Raw genomic sequence first — 2,359 nt, forward strand, 5'->3', positions numbered from 1 at the left:
ACCCTCCCCTTAAGGGGGAGGGGTATTTCAGACGAGGGAGAAAATCATGGTCGGCGCATCGAAATCGGAAACGGGAGGCGGCCCGATCCGCTACGGCATGGTCGGCGGCGGGCAAGGCGCCTTCATCGGTGCCGTGCACCGGATCGCGGCGCGTTCTTTGGCGACATCGGGAAAGTCAGATATGAATGGCAAGACAGCACCAACCCGTTGGCCTATCGGCACTACAACCCCGATGAGATCGTCTGCGGGAAGCGGCTCGAGGATCATCTGCGTTTCGCCGTCTCCTACTAGCACAGCTTTGCCTGGCCGGGCGGCGATCCTTTCGGGCGGCCAGACTTTCGAGCGACCGTGGTTCGGCGATACGATGGAGCCGCGAACTCAAGGCCGACGTCGCCTTCGAGATGTTCGCACCTGCTGGGCGTGCCATATTTCTGCTTCCATGATGCCGATGTGCGGCCGGAAGCTTCCACTTTTGCAGAGAGCGCCGCTCGGCTGGACGAGATAGCCGATTATTTCCAGGGCAAGATGGATGAGACGGGCACCAAGCTTCTGTGGGGAACGGCCAATCTATTCTCCAACAGGCGCTTCATGTCGGGCGCGCCACCAACCCCGATCCGGATGTCTTCGCCTATGCGGCCGCGACCGTAAAACAGTGCATCGACGTGACGAAGCGGCTTGGCGGCGAGAATTACGTGCTGTGGGGCGGGCGCGAGGGTTATGAGACGCTGCTCAACACCGATATAGCCCGTGAACTCGACCAGATGGGCCGCTTCCTCAACCTCTCGTCGATTACAAACATCGGATCGGTTTCACAGGCACGATCCTGATCGAGCCAAAGCCGCAGGAGCCGGCCAAGCATCAGTATGACTACGATGTCGCGACGGTGTACGGGTTTCTTAGGAAGTATGGGCTCGAGAACGAGGTCAAGGTCAATGTCGAGCAGGGCCACGCCATTCTTGCCGGCCATTCTTTCGAGCACGAACTCGCGACCGCAAGTGCGCTTGGTATCTTCGGCTCGATCGACATGAACCGCAACGACGACCAGTCCGGCTGGTATACCGACCAGTTCCCGAACAACGTGCCGGAAATGGCCCTGGCTTATTATCAGGTGCTTCAAGGGGGGTTTAAACTGGCGGCACCAATTTCGACGCCAAGCTACGTCGCCAGTCGCTCGATCCGCAGGATCTTCTGCTCGCGCATATCGGCGGCATGGATTGTTGCGCGCGTGGCCTGAAGGCGGCGGCGAAAATGATCGAGGACAAGGCACTTTCAGCCCCGCTGTAGGATTGTTACGCCGGCTGGGATTCGGCGGAAGCGAGGGCAGTGCTTTCCGGCAAGCGTACGCTGGAAGCGATTTCCGAGCGTGTCGTGAAAAAAAAGCGAGCCGCGGCCGCGTTCGGGCAGGCAGGAAGTTCTGGAGAACAGAGTCAACCGTTACGTGTGAGGCGAGTTTCTGCCGGGTGGCCTTGGCGGAAGATTACCTCTTGGCCACTCAAGCGCCAGAATCGATGGCATGAGAAGGCATAACGAAAGACTCACTGCGCTCGCTCACCCCGAGCCGACCATCGAGGCGCTCACGTCGCGACCAGCAGCTGAATCGATTGTCGATCTCCTGCTTTCACCGCCGCGAAGGTGAGGCCAGCGTGCCTTCGGGAGGCCGTTGGTCTTCCCTATCTGTTGCGACGGCCTGTCACCATCGCAGACCCGATGGCGGTGGTCTGGCCGCGGGACGGGCGAACTGCGCGCGCTCTCGCCCGGGTTTTCCTAAACAGTTGGGTGCGACCATCCTACCCTCCGACCTCGTGACGGATTCTCCAACATTCCGTCTTTCTCGAATTGACATAAGACGACGAAAGAGAGATAACAGTGGAACACCATTCCAGATAGGACCATATATTCCAAACGCGGTACCAAGCCGGGACTCTTCTTAGCCGACGGCCGTTTAGCGGCCCTAGATTTCGTTTGGGAAACTCGAAATCTGAGCGTGAAAGTAGCCCGAGTATGAAAGGTTTTTGAGGCCCTTTGCCTCAGCGTTGCTGCGGCTCCACCCAGCATAACTTGGAGAATAGACATGAAAGTTGGCTGCTTCGCCCTCGTTGATCCCTTCTCGCCGCTTGAGCACCAACTCGAGCGCATTTCTGCCCTCGGTTTCAAATATGCCGATGTGACCGATAACCATCCTGGTGGATTGCTTGGGCGTGAATTCGGCTTCAGTGCAACCGCCAGTCTCGATGACAATCCACGCGACCTCAATGACATGTTCGCCCGTTATGGCCTGACGGTCACGAGTGTGTGCGCTCACGCCAATCTGCTGGACGCTTCGGCACCGTCTCGGTACGGCAACGCAGAGGTGTCCAAG

1 protein-coding gene and 1 pseudogene are annotated in these 2,359 nt (G+C 58.7%); both read left to right on the plus strand.

Annotated elements, in window-relative coordinates; genetic code table 11:
• Positions 1 to 165: 165 nt before the first annotated feature.
• Positions 166 to 1,444: pseudogene (gene xylA / locus EOA85_RS32960) on the plus strand (xylose isomerase).
• A gap of 627 nt (positions 1,445 to 2,071) precedes the next feature.
• Positions 2,072 to 2,359: hypothetical protein (locus EOA85_RS32965; protein WP_206523430.1), on the plus strand; the 288-nt coding region annotated here is incomplete at its 3' end.

It is taken from the genome of Mesorhizobium sp. M5C.F.Ca.IN.020.29.1.1, assembly GCF_003997375.1.
Lineage (GTDB): Bacteria > Pseudomonadota > Alphaproteobacteria > Rhizobiales > Rhizobiaceae > Mesorhizobium > Mesorhizobium wenxiniae.